This window comes from Microbacterium terricola (assembly GCF_027943945.1).
Lineage (GTDB): Bacteria > Actinomycetota > Actinomycetes > Actinomycetales > Microbacteriaceae > Microbacterium > Microbacterium terricola.
The window spans coordinates 356,850-380,780 of sequence record NZ_AP027141.1 but is presented as its reverse complement, the minus strand read 5'-3'; the positions used below and the strand labels follow the sequence as shown (position 1 = coordinate 380,780).

The 23,931-nt window shown below is 70.5% G+C and carries 11 protein-coding genes; 3 read left to right on the top strand and 8 right to left on the bottom strand.

Annotated features, from left to right (window positions below):
- Positions 1 to 5 precede the first annotated feature (5 nt).
- The 5 genes from Microterr_RS01795 to Microterr_RS01775 form a co-directional block, all read right to left on the bottom strand.
- Entirely contained in the window at positions 6 to 5,975 is a 5,970-nt protein-coding gene (locus Microterr_RS01795) for an Ig-like domain-containing protein (RefSeq protein ID WP_263796483.1), read from the bottom strand.
- Positions 5,975 to 7,108: a serine/threonine-protein kinase gene (locus Microterr_RS01790; RefSeq protein ID WP_263796484.1), complete on the bottom strand. Its 1,134-nt coding sequence runs from the start codon at positions 7,106 to 7,108 to the stop codon at positions 5,975 to 5,977. The genes Microterr_RS01795 and Microterr_RS01790 overlap by 1 nt, the downstream gene beginning before the upstream one ends.
- A gap of 87 nt (positions 7,109 to 7,195) precedes the next feature.
- On the bottom strand, positions 7,196 to 7,861 hold the full coding sequence (locus Microterr_RS01785; protein WP_263796485.1) for a spermidine/putrescine ABC transporter substrate-binding protein: 666 nt from the start codon (positions 7,859 to 7,861) through the stop codon (positions 7,196 to 7,198).
- A gap of 84 nt (positions 7,862 to 7,945) precedes the next feature.
- Positions 7,946 to 8,428: a hypothetical protein gene (locus tag Microterr_RS01780; RefSeq protein ID WP_263796486.1), complete on the bottom strand. Its 483-nt coding sequence runs from the start codon at positions 8,426 to 8,428 to the stop codon at positions 7,946 to 7,948.
- Entirely contained in the window at positions 8,429 to 9,481 is a 1,053-nt protein-coding gene (locus Microterr_RS01775) for an ABC transporter (RefSeq protein WP_263796488.1), read from the bottom strand.
- A 137-nt stretch (positions 9,482 to 9,618) separates the two neighbouring features.
- Here Microterr_RS01775 and Microterr_RS01770 point away from each other — a divergent pair, with 137 nt between their 5' ends.
- Positions 9,619 to 10,245 (top strand): hypothetical protein, encoded by a 627-nt coding sequence (locus Microterr_RS01770; RefSeq protein WP_263796489.1) that lies wholly within the window; start codon positions 9,619 to 9,621, stop codon positions 10,243 to 10,245.
- A 10-nt stretch (positions 10,246 to 10,255) separates the two neighbouring features.
- On the opposite strand, the gene Microterr_RS01765 is transcribed toward Microterr_RS01770, so the two are convergent.
- The 3 genes from Microterr_RS01765 to rpoB all read right to left on the bottom strand — a co-directional run bounded on the left by Microterr_RS01765 (position 10,256) and on the right by rpoB (position 18,410).
- A complete protein-coding gene (locus Microterr_RS01765; protein ID WP_263796490.1) occupies positions 10,256 to 10,870 on the bottom strand; it encodes a hypothetical protein in 615 nt (204 codons plus the stop codon).
- A 135-nt stretch (positions 10,871 to 11,005) separates the two neighbouring features.
- On the bottom strand, positions 11,006 to 14,875 hold the full coding sequence (gene rpoC, locus Microterr_RS01760) for a DNA-directed RNA polymerase subunit beta' (protein ID WP_263796491.1): 3,870 nt from the start codon (positions 14,873 to 14,875) through the stop codon (positions 11,006 to 11,008).
- Positions 14,876 to 14,915: 40 nt separating this feature from the next.
- Positions 14,916 to 18,410, bottom strand: coding sequence for a DNA-directed RNA polymerase subunit beta (gene rpoB, locus Microterr_RS01755; RefSeq protein WP_263796492.1), 3,495 nt, complete (start codon positions 18,408 to 18,410; stop codon positions 14,916 to 14,918).
- Positions 18,411 to 18,664: 254 nt separating this feature from the next.
- Here rpoB and Microterr_RS01750 point away from each other — a divergent pair, with 254 nt between their 5' ends.
- Together Microterr_RS01750 and Microterr_RS01745 are read left to right on the top strand one after the other, a co-directional pair.
- The gene (locus tag Microterr_RS01750) at positions 18,665 to 21,271 is read left to right on the top strand and encodes a DUF4062 domain-containing protein (protein WP_263796493.1); all 2,607 of its coding nucleotides are present in this window, start codon (positions 18,665 to 18,667) and stop codon (positions 21,269 to 21,271) included.
- The gene (locus Microterr_RS01745; protein WP_263796494.1) at positions 21,265 to 23,892 is read left to right on the top strand and encodes a DUF4062 domain-containing protein; all 2,628 of its coding nucleotides are present in this window, start codon (positions 21,265 to 21,267) and stop codon (positions 23,890 to 23,892) included. The genes Microterr_RS01750 and Microterr_RS01745 overlap by 7 nt, the downstream gene beginning before the upstream one ends.
- Positions 23,893 to 23,931: the final 39 nt, after the last annotated feature.

Below are 23,931 nucleotides of genomic sequence, written 5' to 3'. Positions count from 1 at the left end.
GGCGGTCACGGGGCGGGCTCTGCGGGCGCGGGGTTGTTGGGGTCGCAGTCCGCCGACAGGGTCTGGCGGTCGGTCGCGGCCAGGTTCCAGCCGGTGTTCGCCCAGCTGACCGTGACGCCGATGCCGGTCACGGTCACGGCGCCCACGGGCACGGTCCACGTGCCAGCCTCGTGCGGCACGACGGCACCGGCGGCATCGAGGTACTGGAGGGTCGAGGGGTCGAAGCTCACGGTCGCCTGGTTGCCCGTCGAACTCTGGATCAGCTCGAGCGCGTCGCCACCGCGGCACACTCCGGCCCGCCAGCTGGCCTGCACCTGATAGGGCGCGCTGCCTGCCGCCGGGACGACGGCCGCCCACGGGGTCGCGGTGCCCCAGACGCGGTGGACGTACCGCACGTCGATCCTGGGGTCGCTGCCGAAGACGTTCGACGGGATGCTGCCTTGGAACTCCACGCGGTTGTTGCGGGGCGGGCGCTCGGGCGAGGTGGGCTCGTCGGCGATGACCCACTCGGCCCGGCCGCTGTACACGTTCGGCGTGGGGCGCACCACGAACGTCCAGCCCTGCGGCGCGTCCCTGCTCTGCTCCGCGCGCTGCGAGTCGCGCACCTCGACGTGCCCGAAGGAGCGTCCGTCGACCCACGACTCCGCGCAGGCGACGAAGGCGTACTCCTCGCCGTCCGCGAGCGGCCCGAAGGTGACCGACCGCTCTCCTTCGGCGCCGACGACGCAGGCACGCCCGTCCTGGACGATGCCGAACCGGAGGGTCGACCCGTCTCCGTTGGGGGTGGCGCTCGCCGTCGCGGAGATGGTCGAGGTGCCGTCGCCGTTGGATGACGAGCTCAGCGCCAGTCGCAGGTCGAGCGGCGTGCCGACGCCGTTGCCCCACGCGATGGCCGTCTCGCCGGTCTGGCTGCCGGGCAGGCCGGGCGGGAATTCGAAGCGCGAGGCCGGCGTCACCGCGATGCGGGTCGAGGAGTTGCTGCCGACCCGGAACGACGGCACGTCCACCCTGGTCTGCCCGCGCGACACGGCGACCCGCACGGTCTCGCCGCTCTCGCTCGCGATCTCGAGGCTGCCGGTCTGGCCGGCGTCGACGCCGTCGATGGTCAGCGCGACGACGCCGCCTGCTCCGTCAGCGGTCACCACGGGCGTGACCGTGATCGGGCCGGGCTTGGCGGGCGGGTTGTACGCCCACGCCACGGTGCGGACGCTGCCCTTGGACTCGCCGACGTCGTTGACCGCCACCGCGGTGAACTCGCGCTGCTCGCCGTTGGGCGAGTCGATCGCCGGGCAGACCCCCGCGGCGGTGCATTCGGCGACGACCTCCGCCCCCTCGCGGACGATGAAGCCGGTCAGCCCGGGATAGGCCTGCGACGCCTGACCCGGTGCGACACGCAGGGTCAGCGATCCATCCGCGTAGGCCGTCTGGGCGATGCTCGCCGGAGCCTTCGGGTAGCCCTGCAGGTCGAGCAGGATGCGCCCGTTGCGCTCCGCGTTGGTGCTGCGCCCCTGCGCGTCGCGCACGGAGAAGGTCGCGGAGCAGGTCGCGCCCGGCGCCTCGCCCGTCCAGGATGCCGTCACGGCGGCCGCGGAGGCGACCTCGAAGCTCACCCCGACGCACGCGCCGGACGGCTCGACGCCCACGACCTCGAGCGGGGTGCGCGGCAGCGGATTTATCTCGCCCGATGCCCCGACGACGGTGATCGAGCACGACGAGCCAGACGCCTGCGAGCACTGCTCGGTCACGGAACCGCCCTTGGGGAGGGTCGACGGCGCCGCCCCGACCCGCAGGATGAGCCGCACCGGGCTGACCGCGGTGTGGCTCGTCACCGACACCATCGCGACGTCCTCCGCCCCCGGAACCGCGTCATCGTGCCCGGTGACCGTGAGGACCGAGCCGTCCAGCGTCGCGTCGAAGGACGACTCCCCGCCGTCGACGGCGTAGGCGATGTCATCCCAGTCCTCGCGTCCGAGCTGCCAGGACGTCATCGAGCGCAGGTCGAACGTGGTGGTCTCGCCGGGGCCGACTGTCAGCGACGCCGCTTTCAGCTCCGGCTGCGGGTCGAGGGCGACGACCTCGATCGGAACGGAGAGGTAGGTCCAGTCCTTCTCCCCCACGACCCGTACGGGGACCTGGCAGGCGTCCGCCCACGGCGCACCCTCACCGGCGTCGTAGCGCACGGTGGTGCCGCCGTCCGGCTTGCACACGGCGGCCTCGCGGGCGCCGGATGCGCGCACCGCCGAGCCGACCTGGATGTCGGCGCTGCTCGGGCGGGCGACCAGATCGGCCATGTCGAACGTGACCGACTCGAGCTCGGCGACCTCCACCGGGGTGGTCTGCCGGAGCGAGAGGGTGAGGTCGTCGTCGCCGGGCACCCGCAGGAACGCGTAGGTCGTGACGTCACCGGAGACTCCCGTTCCCGTGACGGCGAACGGGATGATGCGGGTCGTCTCGGGGAGCGCTCCGCTGATGTCCCACCCGGCGACATCGACGCCCGGCGGGTCTCCCCAGAGCGACACCTCGAGGCTGTCGGTCTCACCACCGGACCACGACACCTTGCCCTGGAGGACGTCGACTCCGGAGGGGAAGTCCTCGCGCGACTCGGAGGTCAGCAGCGTGTCGGCGACGATCGGGTAGTCGGGCACGCTCTCGCGCACCACCCGCACGACGATCAGGCCGCGACCGGTGTTGCCCGACCCGGATTCGACGTCGTACAGGAACGACATCGTGGTCGGCTCCGTGCCCGCCGCGATCACCACGGTGTCCTCGCTCGCGGAGACGATCCGGTCATCGAGCCGCTGGTACTCGGGATTGGGCTCGCCCTCGGCGAGCGTCGCGGGCGTGTCGGGGCGGACGCTGGTGAGTCTGAGCTTGTTCTCGGTCGGGTCGACGTCGTTGGCGAGCGGGCTCACCCGCACCTCGTTGTCCTGGCCGGCCTGCACCTGCACGTAGTCGGTGAAGGTCACGGGGCTGGGATTCGAGTCGGCGTCGAGGACGCCGATGCGCACCGTGCCGACGCCGGTCTTGCCGAACGCGTCGACGACCCGGTAGCGGAAGCTCACCTGGCCGCTCTGGCCCGGCACGCTCGTGTAGCTGATCGACTCGCCGTCCGCCGCGATCGTCGCCGCCCCCTGCTCGGGCTGCTTCTCGATGCGCGACAGGCTCACGACGTCGCCGTCCGGGTCCATGCCGAACCCGTCGAACTCGATGACGGTGGACTGGCCGCTGAGCACGCGCCCCTCGAGCGTCTCGGGCAGTGGCGCACGGTTGGCGTCGTCGGCGAGCACCTGCAGCCGTACCGTCGCGGTCGCCGCGAGGGTCGGAGCGCCGATCGTGTAGACCGAGTAGACGACGTCGTAGTCGCCCGGCTCGGTGGGCGCGAGGTACCGCACGACGTCGCCGGAGGCGAACGCCAGGGCATCGGGGCTGGAGGAGGTCACCGCGGCGGGGTTGAGCGCAGGCTTGCCCCCGGAGGGCGCGATGTCGTTGTCGAGCACCGGGATGTCGATCTGCGACCCGGCGCGCACGACGACCCGGTCGTCGACCGCGATCGGGGCGAGCTCCGGAGCCTCCGGCAGGAGGTAGACCGTGGCCTCTCCCGCGACCTGCGACCCCCGGTCGGAGGTGCCGTCGCTGACGGTGTAGCTCACGGTCCCGAGCCGGCCTGATGCACCGGTCTCGGTCGAGCCGGAGACGCGCAGATGGTTCTGGCCGACCGCATCCACCGACAGTGTGGCGCCGTCATCCGCGCGCGCGGTGACGTCGCTGAGCAGCAGCACGCGCCCGGTCGGATTGGACACCGCCGTGAACACGTCGAGGGTCGCGTCCTCCTGCGGGCGCACGAAGGCGATGACCGGCGAGGTGGCCAGCTGCGCCGAGGCGTCGCTCGGCAGCAGGGTGATGCGTGCGGTGCCGGTCTGCTCGTCTGCGACGCCGCGCACCGTGAAGCCGACCCGATACGTGCCGGGCGTCGTCGCACTGAAGTCGAACGAGGTCGTCCCGCTCACCACCGTCGCGGTCGCCTCGGCATCGTCGAGCACACGAGCGGCCTCGAGCGTGACCTGCCCCGCCGTGCCGGTGACATGGTCGGCGACGTCGACAGTGAGCTCCGAGTCGATCGAGTCCACGACGGCGAAGGACTGCACGGTGAGCTCCGGCTCGGCGCTCACGCGGATCGTCAGCATCTTCGTCGTCGTGTCGCCGGTCGTGTCGGCGATCGTGACCGCCAGCTCGATGAGCTCCTCGCCGCCGCTGCCGTCGTCGCTGTGCTGATACACGACCTCGCCGGTGGGCGTCGCGGCGGCCGTGCCGACGTCGGTGGTGTTCTGCACGGACAGGAGCAGCAGCGGGTCGCCGTCCGGGTCGACCCACCCGGGGAGCACGGGCACCGTGACGGTGCCGCCACGCTCGACCTCGGGCTTCGGCCACTCGAGCTGGCACGCTTCGACGCCGCACCACTCGGGGGCGCTGCCTGCCGCATCCGGCGAGACGGTCAGCGTCACCGTCGCCGGCTCGGACAGCAGGCCGTCCGCGGCGGTGCCGTCGGTGACCGTGTACGAGAACGTCGCCGAGCCGGTGGCGCCCGGCTCCACACGCACCGCGAGGCGCTGGCTGTCGTCTGTGAGCGTGACCGTGCCGAAGCCGGGGTCCAGACCGGTCACCGAGGTCGGATCGATGCTCAGCACATCGAGATTCGGATCGTGGTCGTTCATGAGCACCGGCAGGGTCACGAGGCTGCCCTCGCGGACGCCGAAGTCGTCGGCGACCGCGATCGGCGGCTTCGGGTCGATCTGCACGTCGAGCTGCTCCTCGCTCGGCTCCGTGTCGGGGTTCGTCTGGTCGTCCAGCGTCCAGTCCAGGCTGGATTCGACGAGCGCGCCGTCCGGCACGGTCCACACCCAGCCGCTGCGCGTCTCGTTGAGGATGATCGCATCGTCGCTGGCCACGAACGCGGGGCGGCGCTCGTCGCCGAGCGCGCGCCCGCCGTAGCCGAGGTCGATCTGGCCGCCGGACGCGCTCCAGAGCACGCCGTCGCCCTCGCCGGGCGGCAGCCAGGCGGCATAGGTCTCGCCGTCGAAGACGACCGGCTTGGCCGGCTCGCCGATGACCGTCGTCCCCGCCCCCACCACGGTCGTGATGTCCTCGCCGTCGGTGGAGATCCGCACCAGCCCGGTCTCGGTCGCGAAGTACACGACGTCGCCGTCCGGATCGGGCTCCCCCGCCACCACCGTGCCTGCCGTGCCCGCCGTGCCCGCGGCGGCGCCCGCGCCGTCCGATCCGCGCACCCAGACGTCGCCGTCCTCCGCGTCGACGAGCACCCAGTCGTCTCCGGCCGCGCTGATGACGGGCGTCGTCAGCTCGGCGTCGGCCAGCTCGTCACGACCCTTCACCTCACTGGCGGCGATGTCGTAGCGCAGCACCGAGCCGTCAGCGCTGGAGTAGGCGAACAGCATGCCGCGGCGGTCGACGGCGATGGCATCGGCGGTGTACTGAGGAGCATCCTCGCCGTCGGCGTCGGCGAACGGGTCGATCTGCGCGGGGCCAGGGCTCGACAGTCGCCCGACGTGCACGGCGCCGGTGTCGGTGCGGTAGGCGACGAAGTCACCGCTGGTGACCACCTCCGTCGTGCCGCCAGGCGTGCTCTCGGACGCTTTCAGCGCCTCCTGGTCGAGATCCACCGGCAGCGCCTGATCGATCGGGGTGAGCTTGCTGTAGCTGTCGGAGAGCAGGAAGGCGTCGTTCGCCGACTGCACGACACCGGAGGGGTTGCTGATGCTGCGGACGGTGTCGAGTTCGCCGACCGTCGTGTTCACCCGCGCGTAGCGGCTGCCCTCGCCGGTCTGCATCGCCCACACCGAGGTGTCGAGCTTCGGCGTCTCCTGAGCGTCGAGCCCCGGCCACACCACGCTGATGCCGACCACCAGCGCGATCGCCGCGACCCCCGCGCCGAGGCCGATCGCCGTGCGCCTGCGCACTACAGGACCCCCGTCAGCAGCAGCGTCACGACCGTGGCGACCGCGGCGACGGCGACCGCCACCACGGACCCCACGATCCAGGCGACCGTGCGGCTGCCGGTGGGCTCGGGGCCGGTGAGCTGACTGTCTTCGTCACGTGCGAGACCGGCGACGCCGCTGTCATGCGTCTTGCGGCGCGACACCCGGTCGAGCGTGCTGCGCGCCGGTCCGCGAAGGGTGCTGTCGCCGAACTCGACGGGACGGGATGCCGCCGACCACTCGTCCTCCGGCACCTCCAGCGTCGTCGGCGTGATGCCGAGCTCCGTCTGCACCTCGCGCAGCGCCTCGGCGAAGGCGCGCGCGCTCTCGTAGCGCCTCGTGGGGTCGCGGTTCATCGCACGGCCGAGCACGGCCTGCAGCGAGCCCGGCACGTCGGCCCGGGGGATCTCGGTGTAGCTCGCCCGCTCGATCCGCCGTCGCAGCTGCTCCCTGCTGTTCTGACTGCGGTCGCGCTTCTCGAACGGGCTGTGCCCGGCCAGGAGCGAGTAGACCGTCGCGCCGAGGCTCCACACCTCGCTGGCCACGGTGCCGGCGGTCTGCTCGGAGACGACCTCGGGCGCGCTCCACGGGATCGACATGGCGAGCACCCCGTCCGACCCCGCCTGCACGAGCGAGGACGAGATGCCGAAGTCGGCGAGCACCGGGGCGCCGAAGGTGGTGATGAGGATGTTGCTCGGCTTCACGTCGCGGTGCGCGAGTCCTGCGCGGTGCGCCGACTCGAGCGCGCCGGCCATCTTCACGCCGATGGTGAGCACCTCGGCGACGGGGATGCGTTCGATCCGGTAGCGCTGCGCCAGCGAACCGGGGCAGAACTCCATCACTATGTACGGCCGGCCCTCGGCGGAGATGCCGGCCTGGTAGACGGTCACGATCGAGGGGTGCGCGGACAGGTGCGCGAGCACATCGGCCTCGGCGTTGAACATGCGGCGGAGGTCGGGATCGCGCACGTCGCTCGGCAGCACCTTCACCGCGACATTGCGCCGCGGCATGTCCTGCTCATAGAGGAAGACGTCGGCGAAGCCGCCGGAGCCGAGCGGACGGATATAGGCGAGCCCGGGCAGGATGGGGGGAGCAGACGGCAGGCGTGTTGCCACCCGATACCTCCCCAGGAAGTCTCACCGCCGGGTGTCGGCGGGCCCCAGCGCCGTTGGACGGCCAGCCCGGCCATGCTAACAAACCTGTCAGGGATGCGGCGGCGCCGGCGGCTCGTTCGGGTCGAAGGGCGCATCGAGCGAGCGGGTGAGCTCCTCGAGCATCGCCGCGATCTGCGGCTCGACGTACTCGGTGATCGCCGCCTGGATGCGCAGGCGATGGTGCAGCAGGATGGTGCAGACCTCGCGGCCGACCATGTTGGCGTAGTCGTCGGCGAGGCCGACCTCCTGACGCAGGGCGGCCTTCGCGTCGTCGCTCAGCGGCGGCAGCGCGGGGACCGCGGCCTCCGCTTCCTCGGCCAGGCCGGAGATGGTGAACAGGAAGGGCGCTCCCGGCATCGGCTCAGGGTCGAGCGGCAGCCCCTCGAACTCCGGGTCCAGTCCCTCGGCCGGGCGGTAGCTCCTCGCGCGGTTGCGGGCGGACTGCTGGTCGAGCTCGGACTGCAGCATCGGGAGGTTCAGCGCGGTGTACTCGGCGACGGAGTGGTCGACGATCGTCTTGATGCGGGTGGAGAGCCCGTGCTGCACACCGTGCGGGATGTCGGACCCCAGGCCGGCGGCCGAGAGCACGGGCGAGCCGAAGCAGCGGCGGCAGGGGGCGACCCTACCGCGGTGCGTGGCGGGCTCCCAGCGGGGCAGCCAGCGCAGCCAGGCGTCCACCGCCTGGCTGACCTGCGTCTCGAGCGAGCGCTCCACGTGTCAACGGTAGCCGTATCCGCCGGGGAATCAGGGCTTTCGCGCCCTGCCGGGCGACCGAGTCGGTCCGGCCGGAGGGGCGACTCACTCCTCGTCGCGCTCCCAGGGCCAGCGCGGCCGGCGGGCGCGCGTGCGCACGAGAGCGATGCCCGCCCACGCGGCGACGAGAGCGGCACCGGCGATGATCGCGCCGAAACCGGTGGTGGCGATGCGACCGGCGGCAGCCGTCGCTGCGGCGGGATCGGCGCCGACGACCAGCGCCGTGACCCACAGCGCGCCCACGTAGCCGAGCGCGACGGCCAGCGCGACGACGGGCGCTGCCCAGAAGGACGGATGCGGCACCCGCACAGCGCTCCAGAGCCCGCCGGCGAAGACCAGCGCGGCCGTCGTCGTGGCGACGACGCCGGGCAGCTGCCCGAGCCCCGGCACGGAGATGACGTCCTCATCGAGCGCGAGCGACAGCATCCCCAGTCCGAAGATCACGAGCGCCACGAAACCGACCGTCGCGAATGCGACCGCGACGAGCGGGCGGACCCGGCCGCCTGCGGACTCGGGCGCCTCGGACACCTACTGCTGGACGAGCTGCGGGCCCGCCTCGAGCGTGCGCTCGTATTCGCGGCGCGCCTCGATGTTCAGCTCGGTCACGCGCTTGCCGCGTGCGGCGACCCACGCGCCGAACCAGATGGTCAGCTCGCGGCCGATCACGAGCGCAGCGATCGCGAGGGGCGCCAGCAGCTGCTCCTCGACGAGATCGGCGCCCTGCGCGGCGGTCAGCGTCCAGAACGGCGCCTGGAACAGCTGGCCGAGCAGGTGCCCGCCGTAGCTGGCGAACCCGACCAGCAGGCCGAAGATGACCCAAGCGCCCCAGCGACCGCGATTGATGATCGCGCCGAGCAGCCAGAACGCGAGGAAGAACACGACCACCGGCACCCAGAAGGCGGCTGTGCCGAGCACCTCGACGAGGGAGTCGACGGCGTTGGCCTGGTCGACCGAGCCGTCGATCGCGGCGAAGCCGAACCACGCGGCCAGGTACAGCACGCCGAACGCGATCGCGGCGAGCAGGCCGATCGCACCGGCCGCCGCACGGTTGCCGCGGGGACGGGGCGCCTCCGGCGCCTGGACGAAGATCGGCTGCGGGGCGGGTGCGGCATAGGCGGGCGCCTCTGCGTACGCCTCACCGGGCGTCGCGTAGGCGGCCGTGGCCGCGGCGTAGTCGCCCGCGGGGGTCGTCGCGCCGTACGCGACCGTGTCGTCGGCGGCGGGCTCGTAGGCGGGCTCCGTGTAGGCGGGCTCCGTGTAGGCGGGCTCGGCAGAGGCGGGCTCGGCAGCGACCGGCGCTGCGGCTGCCGTCTCGACGGGAGCGGCGGCGGCCGGCTCGTCTGCGACGGGTTCGACGGCGACCGGCTCAGCGGCCGAAGGCTCGGCGACGGCGGGCTCGGCGTCTGCGACGGCGGGCTCGACAGGGGCGTCCGGGGTTGCGGCCTCGTCGGCCGGGGTGTCCACAGCATCGCGACCGGCGGCCTCGGCGTCGGCCAGGCCCTCGTGGGCGCGCCCGACGACGTCGTCCACCTCGGTGGGCTCTTCGACGGGTTCGCCGTACCTCGATGTGGGATCACTCATCGGATGCACTCCTCACGCAGGGCTCGTCCCCGCCACAGCGAGAGTAACGCGAAGAGGGACGCGAACCGGGGAGGCATGCCGCGCTGTTTCGGCGCCGCCTTCCCCTCGCGGCACGGCGTCGCGGTTATCGTGGCGGCATGGCTCAGAGACGGCAGGTGGCGCGACTGATCACGATCGCCGGGGCGGCGGCATCCGCTCTCCTGGTGTTGACGACGCTGACGGCCTGCGCGACGGGAACGCCCACCCCGTCGTCGAGCAGCCCGGCGAGCGCCGCCGCACCGAGCGCCTCGCCGAGCGCCACCGCCGAGTCCCCTGCCCCGAGTGCGACCCCGACGCCGGAGGCGACGTCCGCCGCGCTGCCGACCGACTGCCGCGCGATCCTCAGCGCGGACGTGCTCGACCAGCTCGAGGACGTGCCGCTGAACGACCCCGCGTTCGCCCCGAACGGCGTGCAGCCCGATGGATCGCTGATCTGCGTGTGGGGCGAGCCCAGTGCCGACACGACCCGGATGGCGACCACCATCAGCCGCATGTGGCGCGGACCCGCGCTCGACCTCATGAACGAGCTCGCCGACGACGGCTTCACCTGCTACTCGCCCGATGAGGGCACCCGCTGCGAGAAGACCTGGATGAACGAGGTCTACCCGGTCACCGACGGCAGGACGGTCTACTGGCGCGACGACGTGATGATCGACACGCAGTACTCGAACATGGCGATCACCGGCTACACCGCGGCGATCGCGGAGAGCATCTTCGGCGATTGATGACCCGGGGTCAGCCCCACACGAACGCCGCGAGCCGCGAGCCGTAGTCCTCCGGATGCCACGACGTCTCGACGCTCGAGAGCCACAGGCCGGCGCGGATCGTGTGCTCCTCGATGACGTCGCCCTCGGTGCGTGAGCACTCGAGGCCGCCGTCGGCCTGCGTGCACGCGAAGCCCTGCCCCCGCAGGGCCGCATCCGCGACCGTGATCGCGTCGGCGCCCACCTGGGCGAGGGTGCTGGTGACGGTGCCCTTGTCCGCGTTCCACGTGCAGGTGCGCTCCACGACGGGTGCGAGCGCATCCGTGAGCGCGGCCACCCCGGTCGCCGGCGGGGCCGTGGTCTGCGCGAGCAGCGCCTGAGGGGTCCACACCAGCTCGACCCACAGGTCGTCCGGGTACAAGTCACGGCAGTCGAGGCCGCCGCCGGCGTCGACCACGCCACCCGTGGCCTCGGTCGCGGGCGACGCCTCCGCGCGGGCCGTCGCGCTGCGGAGGGAGTCGCCGACCCAGGCGACCGCGACGGGCATCATCGGCAGCGAGAGCCACAGCAGCGCCGCCACGATGGCAGCGCAGAGCAGGCTGGCGGGGAACGCCAGCCATGTGTTGCGACCGCCGATACGCGCCACGCGACCTCCTGCCATCCACGCTAGGCGCGGTGCGGGCTCCGCGCCGGATGGGCGGCGGGGTGAGTTGCACGACGAAGGGCCCCGGCGTGAACCGGGGCCCTTCATGCGAGCGGATGCGTCAGCATCCGCCTCGACTCAGTTGTAGGTGCTGAAGTCGTCCGTCGAGAAGCTGTCGAAATCGACGTAGCTCAGGTCGGCGTCGCTGTACGCGCCGTCCGAGGCGAAGATGCGGTTGGGGTACCGCTCGCTCTTGGCCTCCTCCGTCGCCTCGACGGCGACGTTGCGGTACTTCGCAAGTCCCGTTCCGGCGGGGATGAGCTTTCCGATGATGACGTTCTCCTTGAGGCCGACGAGCGGGTCGCTCTTGCCCTCCATGGCGGCCTGCGTGAGAACGCGGGTCGTCTCCTGGAACGATGCGGCCGACAGCCACGACTCCGTCGCGAGCGACGCCTTCGTGATACCCATGAGCTCCGGGCGACCCGACGCGGGGCGCTTGCCCTCTGCAACGGCCTCGCGGTTCATGTACTGGTAGCGCTTGAAGTCCACCAGCTCGCCCGGGAGCAGCGTCGTCTCACCGTGATCGACCACGGTGACCTTCCGCAGCATCTGGCGCACGATGACCTCGATGTGCTTGTCGTGGATCGGCACACCCTGCGAGCGGTACACGCCCTGGACGCCGTTCACGAGGTACTTCTGCACCTCGCGGGCACCCATGACACGCATGACCTCCTTGGGGTCGAGCGTGCCCACCAGGATCGGCTGGCCGACCGTGACGTGCTGGCCGTCCTCGACCAGCAGCGTCGCGCGCTTGAGCACGGGGTAGACGTGCGGCTCGTCGCCGTTGTCGGGCGTGAGGATGACCTTCTTCGCCTTGTCGGTCTCGTCGATCGTGATGCGACCGTCCGACTCGGCGATCGGCGACGCACCCTTGGGGGTGCGGGCCTCGAAGAGCTCCTGCACGCGGGGAAGACCCTGCGTGATGTCGTCCGCCGAAGCCGAACCACCGGTGTGGAAGGTGCGCATCGTCAGCTGCGTGCCGGGCTCACCGATCGACTGGGCCGCGATGATGCCGACGGCCTCGCCGATGTCGACGATCTTGCCGGTCGCGAGCGAACGGCCGTAGCACTGCGCGCAGACGCCAACCGCCGAGTCGCAGGTGAGCACGGAGCGCACCTTGATCGACTCGATGCCGTCCTCGACGAGCTTGTTGATGAGCACGTCGCCCACGTCGTCGCCGGCGGAGGCGAGAACCTCGCCCTTGGCGTCGACGACGTCGGCCGCGAGGGTACGGGCGAACACCGAGTTCTCGACGTTGGCGTCCTTGACCAGCACGCCGTCGGCGCCGGGCGCCGAGATCGTGAAGTCGAGGCCCTTGGTCGTGCCGCAGTCCTCCTCGCGGATGATGACATCCTGCGAGACGTCCACGAGACGACGGGTCAGGTAACCCGAGTCCGCGGTGCGGAGAGCGGTGTCGGCCAGACCCTTGCGGGCACCGTGCGTCGCGATGAAGTACTCCGCCACCGACAGACCCTCGCGGTACGAGGAGATGATCGGACGGGGGATGATCTCACCCTTGGGGTTGTTCACCAGGCCGCGCATACCGGCGATGTTGCGGATCTGCAGCCAGTTACCACGAGCACCCGACGACACCATCCGGTTGATGGTGTTGTCCTCGGGGAAGTTGTCGCGCATCGCCTTCTGGACGGCGTCGGTCGCCTCGGTCCAGATCTTGATGAGCTCCTGGCGACGCTCGGCGTCGGTCGTGAGGCCCTTCTCGAACTGGGCCTGGACCTTCGCGGCCTGCTTCTCGTAGCCCGCCACGATCTCGCCCTTGTTGGGGGGCGTGAGGATGTCGGACAGCGCGACGGTCACACCCGAGCGCGTGGCCCAGTAGAAGCCGGCGTCCTTGATGCGGTCCAGCGACGCGGCGACCTCGACCTTGGGGTACTCCTCGGCGAGCTTGTTGACGATCTGCGACAGCTTGCCCTTGTCTGCCTGCTCGCGCACGAACGGGTAGCCCTTGGGGAGCGTGTCGTTGAAGATCGCCTGGCCCAGCGACGAGTCCACGAGGCCGTGGCGCTCGTAGCCCTCGGGCGCTTCGCCCTCGAGGAACGTGAGGCCGGGCACGCGGATGCGGACCTTGGCCTGCAGGTCGAGGGTGCCCTCGTCCTTGGCCAGGATCGCCTCGCCCACCGAGCCGAACACGCGACCCTCACCGGCAGCGCCCACCTTGACCGTGGTCAGGTGGTGCAGGCCGATGATCATGTCCTGCGAGGGCAGGGTGACCGGGCGGCCGTCGGACGGCTTCAGGATGTTGTTCGACGCGAGCATCAGGATGCGGGCCTCGGCCTGAGCCTCGACCGACAGCGGCAGGTGCACGGCCATCTGGTCGCCGTCGAAGTCCGCGTTGAAGGCGGCGCAGACGAGCGGGTGCAGCTGGATGGCCTTGCCCTCGACGAGCTGAGGCTCGAAGGCCTGGATGCCGAGGCGGTGCAGCGTGGGCGCACGGTTGAGCAGCACGGGGCGCTCGCGGATGATCTCCTCGAGCACGTCCCAGACCTCGGGACGCGTGCGCTCGACGGCGCGCTTGGCGGCCTTGATGTTCTGCGAGTGACCGAGGTCGATCAGGCGCTTGATCACGAACGGCTTGAACAGCTCGAGCGCCATCTGCTTGGGCAGACCGCACTGGTGCAGCTTGAGCTGGGGTCCGACGATGATGACCGAACGGCCCGAGTAGTCCACGCGCTTGCCGAGCAGGTTCTGGCGGAACCGGCCCTGCTTGCCCTTGAGCATGTCGGAGAGCGACTTGAGCGCACGGTTGCCCGTGCCCGTGACGGGACGACCGCGGCGGCCGTTGTCGAACAGCGCGTCGACGGCCTCCTGCAGCATGCGCTTCTCGTTGTTGACGATGATCTCGGGGGCACCGAGGTCGATCAGGCGACGGAGGCGGTTGTTGCGGTTGATCACGCGGCGGTACAGGTCGTTCAGGTCGGAGGTCGCGAAGCGGCCACCGTCCAGCTGGACCATCGGACGCAGCTCCGGCGGGATCACCGGGACGACGTCGAGCACCATCGAGGCCGGGCTCATGCCGGTCTGCAGGAACGAGTTGACGACCTTGAGGCGCTTGATCGCGCGGATCTTGCGCTGGCCCTTGCCCTCCGAGATCTGCAGGTGCAGGCTCTCGGCCTCGGCGGCCAGGTCGAACGCCTCCAGGCGACGCTTGATCGACTCGGCGCCCATGTGGGCCTCGAAGTACTGACCGAAGCGGTCCTGCAGCTCGTGGAAGATCTCGTCCTCGCCCTTCAGCGAGCCGACCTCGAGCGTGCGGAACTCCTCCCACACGCGCTCGAGACGGGTGACCTGGTCGTCCGCGTTCTTGCGGATCGAGGCCATCTCCTTCTCGGCGGCGTCCTTGACCTTCTTCTTCTGGTCGGCCTTGGCGCCCTCTTCCTCCAGAGCGGCGAGCTCGTCCTCCAGCTTCTGCAGGCGGGCGGCGATCTTGGAGTCACGACGGTCCGCGAGCGTCTTCAGCTCGAGGCGGATGTTGTTCTCCTGCGTGGCCAGGTCGCGGTGACGCGCATCGTCGTCGACCGAGATGACCATGTAGGCGGCGAAGTAGATGACCTTCTCGAGGTCCTTCGGCGCCATGTCCAGCAGGTACCCGAGGCGCGAGGGCACGCCCTTGAAGTACCAGATGTGGGTGACCGGCGCGGCGAGCTCGATGTGGCCCATGCGCTCACGACGGACGGAGGACTTGGTGACCTCCACGCCGCAGCGCTCGCAGACGATGCCCTTGAAGCGGACGCGCTTGTACTTGCCGCAGGCGCACTCCCAGTCGCGGGAGGGTCCGAAGATCTGCTCGCCGAAGAGGCCGTCCTTCTCGGGCTTGAGCGTGCGGTAGTTGATCGTCTCGGGCTTCTTGACCTCACCGTACGACCAACGACGGATGTCGTCGGCAGTGGCCAGGCCGATGCGAAGCTGATCGAAAGTAGTTGATTCGAGCACTAGTTCTCCTGTGTCGGAATTCTGTTCGTTGCCTGGCGGCTTAGATCTCGTCGATCGACGAGGACTCGAAGCGGCTGGAGATGTTGATGCCCAGCTCTTCCGCAGCGCGGAAGGCGTCATCATCGGTGTCGCGGAGGTTGACCGGCGTGCCGTCTGCCGAGAGGACCTCGACGTTCAGGCAGAGCGACTGCATCTCCTTCATGAGCACCTTGAACGACTCGGGGATGCCCGGCTCCTGGATGTTCTCGCCCTTGACGATCGCCTCGTACACCTTGACGCGGCCGAGGATGTCGTCGGACTTGATCGTGAGGAGCTCCTGGAGCGCGTACGCGGCGCCATAGGCCTCGAGGGCCCACACCTCCATCTCACCGAAGCGCTGACCGCCGAACTGCGCCTTACCACCGAGCGGCTGCTGGGTGATCATCGAGTACGGACCCGTCGAGCGTGCGTGGATCTTGTCGTCCACGAGGTGGTGCAGCTTCAGGATGTACATGTAGCCGACCGAGATCGGGGCGGGGAACGGCTCGCCGGAGCGACCGTCGAACAGCAGCGTCTTGCCGGTGCTGTCGATGAGGCGCTCACCGTCGCGGGTCGGGAGCGTCGAGTCGAGCAGACCCGCGATCTCACTCTCGAACGCGCCGTCGAACACGGGGGTCGCGACCTTCGTGCCCGGGGCGGCCTCGCGGGCGGCGTCGGGCAGGCTCGCGGCCCACTCCGGCGTCCCTTCGACCTTCCAGCCCTGCTGGGCGATCCAGCCGAGGTGCAGCTCGAGCACCTGGCCGAAGTTCATTCGACCGGGGATGCCGAGCGGGTTCAGGATGACCTGGACCGGCGTGCCGTCGGCGAGGAAGGGCATGTCCTCGATCGGGAGGATCTTGGCGATGACACCCTTGTTGCCGTGGCGGCCGGCGAGCTTGTCGCCCTCGGTGATCTTGCGCTTCTGGGCGATGTAGACCACGACGCGGCGGTTGACGCCGGAGCCGAGCTCGTCGTCGCCGTCCTCGGCGTTGAACTCCTTGACCGCGATGATCGTGCCCTGCTCGCCGTGAGGAACCTTGAGCGAGGTGTCGCGGACTTCGCGGCTCTTCTCGTTGAAGATCGCGCGGAGCAGACGCTCCTCGGCCGACAGCTCGGTCTCGCCCTTCGGCGTGACCTTGCCGACCAGGATGTCGCCGGGACGCACCTCGGCGCCGATGCGGATGATGCCGCGCTCGTCGAGGTCCTTCAGCAGGTCGGGCGCGACGTTGGGGAGGTCACGGGTGATCTCCTCCTTGCCGAGCTTCGTGTCGCGGGCGTCGACCTCGTACTCCTCGATGTGGATCGACGAGAGGGTGTCGTCCTTCACCAGGTCCTGGCTCAGGATGATGGCGTCCTCGAAGTTGTGACCCTCCCAGGTCATGAAGGCGACCAGGAGGTTCTTGCCGAGGGCCAGCTCGCCGTTCTCGGTGGCGGGGCCGTCTGCGATGACCTCGCCGACCTCGACACGCTCGCCGGCGGAGACGACGACGCGCTGGTTGTAGCTCGTGCCCTGGTTGGAGCGGTCGAACTTGCGCAGGTAGTACTCCTGCGTGCCGCCCTCGTCGAGCTGCACGGTGACCACGTCTGCGGAGACCTCGGCGACCACACCGGCCTTGTCGGCGGTGACGACGTCACCGGCGTCGACGGCTGCGTAGCCCTCCATGCCGGTGCCGACGACGGGCGACTCGCTGCGCAGCAGCGGGACAGCCTGACGCTGCATGTTCGCACCCATGAGGGCGCGGTTCGCGTCGTCGTGCTCGAGGAACGGGATGAGCGAGGTCGCGACCGACACCATCTGGCGCGGCGAGACGTCCATGTAGCCGATCTCGTCAGCGTGGAAGAGGTCGACCTCGCCACCCTGACCGCGGCGGGCCAGCACGCGCTCCTGCGCGAAGTGGCCGTCGGCCTTCAGCTCGGCGCCGGCCTGGGCGACGATGTAGTCGCTCTCCTCGGATGCCGTGAGGTAGTCGATCTGGTCGGTGACCTTGCCCTTGACGACCTTGCGGTACGGCGTCTCGATGAAGCCGAACGCGTTGATGCGCGCGAACGACGCGAGCGAGCCGATCAGACCGATGTTCGGGCCTTCCGGCGTCTCGATCGGGCACATGCGGCCGTAGTGCGAGGGGTGGACGTCACGGACCTCGACGCCTGCGCGCTCACGCGACAGACCGCCGGGGCCGAGCGCCGACAGGCGGCGCTTGTGGGTCAGACCCGCGAGCGGGTTGTTCTGGTCCATGAACTGCGACAGCTGCGACGTTCCGAAGAACTCCTTGATCGCGGCGACGACGGGACGCACGTTGATCAGGGTCTGCGGCGTGATCGCCTCGATGTCCTGCGTGGTCATGCGCTCGCGGACGACGCGCTCCATGCGCGACAGACCGGTGCGGACCTGGTTCTGGATGAGCTCGCCGACCGCGCGGATGCGACGGTTGCCGAAGTTGTCGATGTCGTCGACGTCGAGACGGATCTCGGCGGGCTTGCCCGCGCGGAGGCCGTCGAACGAGACGTCGCCGCGGTGCAGGCGCACCAGGTACTTGATCGTCGCGACGACGTCCTCGACGGTGAGCACCGAGGCCGACAGCGGGGCGTCGAGGCCGAGCTTCTGGTTGATCTTGTAGCGACCGACCTTCGCCAGGTCGTAGCGCTTGGCGTTGAAGTAGAAGTTGTCCAGCAGCGCGCGGGCAGCCTCAGCGGCGACCTGCTCGCCCGGACGGAGCTTGCGGTAGATGTCGCGGAGCGCGTCCTCCTTGGTGAGGATCGTGTCCTTGGCCAGCGTCTCCTCGATCGAGTCGAAGCCGGCGAACTCGGCGAGGATGTCCTCGCTCGACAGGCCGAGGGCCTTCAGGAAGACCGTGACCGACTGCTTGCGCTTGCGGTCGATGCGCACGCCCACCTGGTCGCGCTTGTCGATCTCGAACTCGAGCCATGCACCACGGCTCGGGATGACGCGAGCGGAGACGATGTCCTTGTCGCTCGTCTTGTCGGGCGTCTTGTCGAAGTAGACGCCGGGCGAGCGGACGAGCTGCGAGACGACGACACGCTCGGTGCCGTTGATGATGAACGTGCCCTTGTCGGTCTGGAGCGGGAAGTCGCCCATGAAGACCGTCTGGGTCTTGATCTCACCGGTCTGGTGGTTCATGAACTCGGCCTCGACGTACAGCGGCGCGGCGTAGGTCTTGCCGCGCTCCTTGCACTCCTCGATCGAGTACTTCTCCGGCTCGAGGTACGGGTTCGTGAACGAGAGCTGCATCGTCTCGCTCAGGTCCTCGATCGGCGAGATCTCCTCGAAGATCTCCTCGAGGCCGCTGATCTCCGGGACGTCGTTGCGGCCGGCGGCCTTGGCGTCGGCGATGCGGGCCTTCCAGGCCTCGTTGCCGACGAGCCAGTCGAACGACTCCGTCTGCAGCGCCAGAAGGTCAGGGACCGTCAGCGTGTCGGAGATCTTGGCGAACGAGAGGCGGGAAGCTCCGCGTCCGTTCTTGGGGGTGGTGGTGGATGCGTTGCGCGCAGCAGCCAAGGGGATTACCTCCGTGGGCCCAGAAGGGCTCGTTTCCTTGTCGTCAGGGGTGGAGTGCTCTCGTCCCCGAAACCTGCAGGCCACACCCGTTCGCACGGGGGCACGCAGACACAGCCGACCACCATATGAGGGCAGGGGGAATCCAAGAGCGCAACCACCAACTATACGCGTCGCGACGCGCCTTGTCCAGCGGATCCTTGACGCTTTTCTGATGCTGCGGTATAACCACGCACATGGGTGGGGATTCTCGACCCGTGATCCGCACACCTGATCAGCGGCTCAGGGTCTTCGTCAGTTCGACCCTGCGCGAGCTCGCCGACGAGCGCAGCGCCGTCCGGCGCGCCATCGAGCGGATGCACCTCGCCCCCGTCATGTTCGAACTCGGCGCGCGACCCCACCCGCCGCGCGCGCTCTACCGCTCGTACCTCGACCAGAGCGACGTGTTCGTCGGCATCTACTGGGAGTCCTACGGGTGGGTCGCACCGGACGAGGAGATCTCGGGCCTCGAGGACGAGTACGACCTCGCGCCCGCGTCCATGCCGAAGCTCATCTACATCAAGCGGTCCCGCAACCGGGAGGAGCGCCTCACCGCGCTCATCGGCCGCATCCAGTCCGACGACACCGCCGCCTACCTCCCCTTCGACGACGCCGAGGAGCTCGAGAGCCGCGTCGCCGACGACCTCGCCAGCCTCCTCGCCGAGCGGTTCGACGAATCCCGTGCCGGCGAGGTGCCCTCCGTCGGGCCGGACGCGGCCGCAGCGCTCATCGCCAGAGTGCCCGCCCCGTACACGACGACGATCGGCCGGGAGGACGACCTGGCCAGGGTGCGGCAGCTGCTCGCCGAGGGGACGGACCGGGTGGTCAGCCTGATCGGCCCCGGCGGGATCGGCAAGAGCCGGCTCGCGATCGAGGTGGCGCACGCATCCGAGGATCTCTTCCCCGACGGCACGTACTTCGTCCTCCTCGAGGGCGTCCTCGAGCCGGGTCTCCTGCTCCCGACGATCGCCTACACGCTGGGCATCCGCGACAACGGCGAGGCGGGGCTCGAGGACCGCATCTCCGTCGCCCTGGCCGGACGGCGCGTGCTCATCGTCCTCGACAACTTCGAGCAGATCGTGGATGCGGCTCCCGTCCTCGTCCGGCTGTTCACCGTCGCGCCGCTCGCGAGCTTCCTGGTGACCAGTCGCGTCGTGCTGCGCATCCGCGGGGAGCGGGTCTACGAGGTCGAGACCCTCCCCGCTCCCGACGACCGCGGACCGGCGAGCGTCGACCTCGTGCGGCGCTCCGCCGCGGTGCGCCTGTTCGTCGATCGCGCGCAGGCGGCCAAGCCGGAGTTCGCCCTCACGGCGGAGAACGCCACGGTCATCGCAGACATCTGCCGGCGGCTCGACGGACTCCCCCTCGCGATCGAGCTCGCCGCAGCGAAGATGCGCCTGCTCACCCCGGCCGGCATCGCCGAGCGCCTCGAGCGCATCCTGCCGATGCTCACGGCATCCGCACGCGATCTGCCCGACCGGCATCGGACCATGCGGGCCACCATCGAGTGGAGCGTGGGCCTGCTCGAGCCGCAGCGTCGCGAGCAGCTCGAGGACCTCGGCGTGTTCGCGACCCGGTTCACGCTCGACGCGGTCGACGCCGTCGGTCGCGGCCGCTCCTGGGAGGGGCAGGGCCTCGACGGGCTCTCCGACCTCATCGACGCATCGCTCGTGCGGCAGGTCGAGGTCGCGGGCCGCCCCACCTTCTCGCTCCTCGCGATCATGCGCGAGTACGCGGTCGAGCGGCTGAAGGAGCGCGGCGAGGCCGACGTCATGCGCGGCGCGCACGCGGACTACTACGTCGAGCTCGTGCAGCGGGTCGCCCCGGCGCTCCGCGGACTCGGGCAGGTCGACGCGGTGTCGCAGCTGGGCCTCGAGCTCTCGAATCTCCGGGCGGCCGCCCGGCATCTCGTGTACACGGACCGGCTCGACGACGCCGGCGACTTCGCGTGGAGCCTGCTGGCCTACTGGTGGATCTCCGGCTTCTTCTCCGAGGTGCGGCTGTGGATGCTGGAGCTCCTCGAGAAGCAGCAGCCCATCTCGCAGCACACCAGGGCCGCGGCCTGGTTCCTCACCCTGTGGGGCGAGATGTGGCAGCGGCCGTCCGAGCAGGTCGTCGCGGGCCTCGGCGAGTGCGCGCGCCTGTTCACCGAGAGCGGCGATGCGCATGCGGCGGCCATGGCACTGGCCGCGCGCGGCTCGACCCGGATGCAGTTCCCCGACCTGGACGCCGCGAAGGCGGAGGCGGAGCTGAGCGAGGCCGCGGCGGTGCTGAAGGATCTCGGCGATGACTGGACGGAATGCATGACGGTGGTGGGTCTCGGCCTCCTGTCGGTGGTGAAGGGCGCCATCCCCGACGCGCTGGAGCGCTTCGCGGAGGCGGCCGCGATCGCGGAGGCGGGCCAGAACATGTTCACGCGGATCGTGGCGGGCAACAACCGGGCCAGGGTGCTGATCCTGCTCGGCGACGTGGACGGGGCCGAGGAGGAGTTCCTGCTGACGCTGGGGCTCTCCACCCGGCTGCACTACATCGAGGGGATCGCGTACAGCCTCGAAGGCATCTGCGGCGTCGCCTCGGCGCGGCAGGACCCCTGGCGGGCCGGCGCCCTGCTGACCGTGGCGGCCACGATCAGGCAGACGACCGGCATCTTCGACGTCTCCGGCTTCGACGTGCACCTCCCGCTGCTCGCGGCGCTGCGCGAGGCCGACCCGGATGGGGTCGCCGCGGGCGAGCTGGACGGCGCGCAGATGAGCGTCCCCGACGCCATCGCCCTCACCCTGCCCACCGTCGATGAAGCCGCGCGAACGGCGTTGGCCACATGGTGACGCCGGACACGCATCAGGTCATCCGCACGCCGGATCAGCGGCTCCGGGTCTTCGTCAGCTCGACCCTGAGGGAGCTCGCCGACGAGCGCGCCGCCGTCCGGCGGGCGGTCGAGCGGATGCATCTCGCACCGGTGATGTTCGAACTGGGCGCGCGTCCGCATCCTCCCCGCGCCCTCTACCGCTCGTACCTGGCGCAGAGCGACGTCTTCGTCGGCATCTACTGGAACAGCTACGGCTGGGTCGCCCCCGACGAGCAGATCTCGGGGCTCGAGGACGAGTACGACCTCGCCCCGGCGTCGATGCCCAAGCTCATCTACATCAAGCGCAGCGACGCCCGCGAGGAGAGGCTCGCCCAGCTGATCGGGCGCATCCAGTCGGACGACGTCGCCGCCTACCTCCCGTTCGACTCGGCGGAGGACCTCGAGGGCCGCATCGCGGACGACCTGGCGACTCTCCTCGCCGAGCGCTTCGACGACTCGCGGCGCAGCGCCGAGCCGGATGAGGCGTCGGGCTCCACCCTGGCCGCGCGGGTGCCCGTCCCGTACACGACCACGATCGGCCGTGAGCACGACATCGCGCGCGTGCGCCAGCTGCTCGCGGCGGGCGAGCACCGCGTGCTGAGCCTGATCGGACCCGGCGGCATCGGCAAGAGCCGGCTGGCCATCGAGGTCGCATACGCGAGCGCGGACCTCTTCCCCGACGGCGTCTACTTCGTGCCGCTGGAGGGGGTCCTCGAGTCCAGCCTGCTGCTGCCCACCGTGGCCTACAGCCTCGGCATCCGCGACAACGGCGAAGCCGCCCTCGAGGAGCGCATCTCGCGGGCACTCGCCGGCCGCCGCGTGCTGCTCGTGCTCGACAACTTCGAGCAGATCGTGGACGCCGCGCCCGTGCTCGTGCGGCTGTACACCGTCGCCCCCGACGCCGTGTTCCTCGTGACCAGCCGCATCGTGCTGCGCATCCGGGGCGAGCAGGTCTACGACGTCGCCGCGCTCACCACGCCCGCCGGCGACGGCCTCGCCGGAAGGGAGCGGGCGGCGCGCTCGTCGGCGGTGGCCCTGTTCGTCGACCGCGCGGAGGCGATCAAGCCAGGCTTCGCGCTCACCGACGACAACGCGGCGGACATCGTCGACATCTGCCGGCGGCTCGAGGGACTGCCGCTGGCGATCGAGCTGGCCGCGGCCAAGGTGCGGCTGCTCGGCACCCGGGGGATCGCGGAGCGCCTGCAGCGCACCCTGCCGCTGCTGACGGCGGCCGTCCGCGACCTGCCGGAGCGGCACCGCACCATGCGCGCGACCATCGAGTGGAGCCTCAGCCTGCTCAGCGCCGAGCATCGCGCCCTGCTGGAGGATCTGGGCGTGTTCGCGCGCCGGTTCACGATCGAGGCGGTCGAGGCCCTCGGCGCGGGCCGGGCCTGGGACGGCGACGCCATCGACGGGATCGCGGCGCTGGTCGACGGCTCCCTGGTCAAGCAGGAGGACATCGGCGGGCGCCCGGTGCTCTCGCTCCTCGCGATCGTCCGCGAGTACGCCGTCGGCCGGCTGAAGGAGGGCGGTGACGCCGACGTCATGCGCGCCGCGCACGCCGACCACTACCTCGCGCTGGTCACCCGGCTGGCTCCCGCCCTGCGCGGTCACGGGCAGGCCGAGGCGGTCGCCGAGCTCGGGCTCGAGCTGCCGAACCTGCGCGCCGCCGCCCGTCACCTCGTCTTCACCGATCGGCTCGACGACGCCGGCGACTTCGCGTGGAGCATGCTCATCTACTGGTGGATCGCCGGCTTCTTCGCCGAGGTGCGTGTGTGGATGCTGGAGCTCCTCGAGAAGGAGGGCCCCATCTCGCAGCACACCAGGGCGGTCGCCTGGTTCTTCACCCTCTGGGGCGAGCTGTGGCAGCATCCGTCGCAGCAGGTGATCGCGGGACTCGGCGAGTGCGTGCGGCTGTTCCGCGAGAGCGGCGACGACGACGCGTCGGCGATGGCGCTGGCGGCGCGGGCGACGGCCAGGGTGCAGTACCCCGACGGCGACGTCGGGCTCGCGGTCGACGAGCTGACCGAGGCGGTCGGGAAGCTGCACGACCTCGGCAACGGGTGGGGCGAGGCGATCACCGAGGTCTCGCGCGGGCGCCTGGCCTGGCTGCGCGGCGACACCGACCAGGCGCTCGCCCACTTCGACCACGCCACGGCGGTCGCCGAGGGCGGCGACGACCTGTTCACCCAGTCGATGGCGGGCAACCAGCGGGCGCGGCTGCAGCTCATGCGCGGAGAGACGGATGCGGCGGCCGACGGCTTCTCACGCACCCTGGTGCTGTCTGTGCGGCTGCATCACGACGAGGGCATCGCCTACGGACTCGAGGGGCTGTCCGCCGTGGCCGCGGCGCGTGCGGAGTCGTGGCGCGCCGGCGCCCTGTCGACGGCGGCCACCACCATCCGGCACCGGATCGGCTTCTTCGACGTCGAGGCCTTCACCGTGCACACCCCGCACCTCGAGACGCTGCGGGAGAGCGACCCGGAGGCGCTCGCCGCCGGCGAGCGCGCGGGAGAGGACATGACCGTGGCGGAGGCGATCGCCGTCGCCCTGCCGGAGGACCAGCTCGCCGGGATCGCCGACGCGCTCGCGCACTGGTGAGGTGGCGGCCCGCCGGTACGGTTCGTGGGGCAGTTCGTG